Source organism: Rheinheimera sp. KL1 (assembly GCF_001275035.1).
Lineage (GTDB): Bacteria > Pseudomonadota > Gammaproteobacteria > Enterobacterales > Alteromonadaceae > Pararheinheimera > Pararheinheimera tangshanensis.
Window position 1 is genome coordinate 1 of the sequence record NZ_LAMX01000049.1, and the last position, 1,186, is coordinate 1,186.

General features: G+C 37.7%; 1 protein-coding gene. It reads right to left on the bottom strand.

Going from position 1 to position 1,186, the window contains the following annotated elements; all coding sequences use genetic code 11:
* On the bottom strand, nt 1-1,093 hold a 1,093-nt coding region (locus tag WH43_RS19705), incomplete at its 3' end, for a site-specific DNA-methyltransferase (protein ID WP_286050038.1).
* Nucleotides 1,094-1,186 lie beyond the last annotated feature (93 nt).

The following is a 1,186-nucleotide window of genomic DNA, read 5'->3' on the forward strand; positions in this document are numbered from 1 at the left end:
TCCAACGACGCCCCATTTTGTGTGCTACTGCGCCGGTAGTACCGGAACCAGCAAATGAATCGAGAACAATATCTCCTGGGTTAGTACTTAAACGTATAACTCTCTCTAATAATCGTTCAGGTTTCGGAGTTGAAAAAAGCTTATCTAAATCTGGTAAAAGAGTATTGTTTTCAGCCTTTGCTTCTTGATTGTGGCCAACGTCTTCAGAAAGCCATAATGTGGATGGAACTACACCTTCTTTGTTATCTTTAATAAACCTTTTTAAGCGCGGTTGATTATTTCCATCTTTCCCCCACCAGATAAGATTTTGACGTTCAAAGTCTTTTATTGTCTCAGGAGAATATGCCCAACAACGGCCCTTGGGGGGATAAACCTCTTGCCCATTAGGTCCAACTATAGGATACAAGCCTGTACTTTTCCCAGTCAGTGCATATTGTTTTCCCCTCTGTCCAGAAGTTAAACTAACATGTAATGGACTTGATGCCCATGGTCCTCTAGGATCATCATCTTGGTTTTTGTAATCTTGCGTGTTGCGTTCAGATCTTGGAATTCTTCCCATTGAGAAAAAATCAATATTTTTGGCGTAAGCCAAAACCATATCAGTATTTGACGAAAACAATATCGCATTATTGTGAATACTTGTAGTTTTCTGCCAAGTAACTTGACCTATAAAGTTAGAACGGCCAAAAATCTCATCACAAAGTACTTTTAAATAATGCCCCTCAGCATCATCAATTGTAATCCAAATACTCCCTTCTATAGATAACAAAGACTGTAAAATTAACAACCTATCACGAATAAGAGATAACCACATCGAATGCTCTAAACCATCATCATAATGAGAAAAAGCACTCCCCGTATTATAAGGGGGATCAATAAAAATGCATTTAATTTTCCCAACATAATCTTGTTCTAATGCTTTTAAGGCCAAAAGATTGTCACCATGAATAAGAAGGTTATCATTAAAAAGCCCTTCTTTTTTCTCACCTTGAAAAGACAATTCACTATCTTCAAGAAAAATCCGTGGCTCCAAACGAGGTCGTTTTTCTTTACCAATCCAAGTAAGTTCTAGTTTTTGTTTATTGGTCATCATTGTCATCCAATTCGTATTCTTCAGGCTCAGCGAGTACGTTCAAAGTAAAGCTGTAATCGTCGTTGTCCCACTCGCATTTATTCAAGATTGATT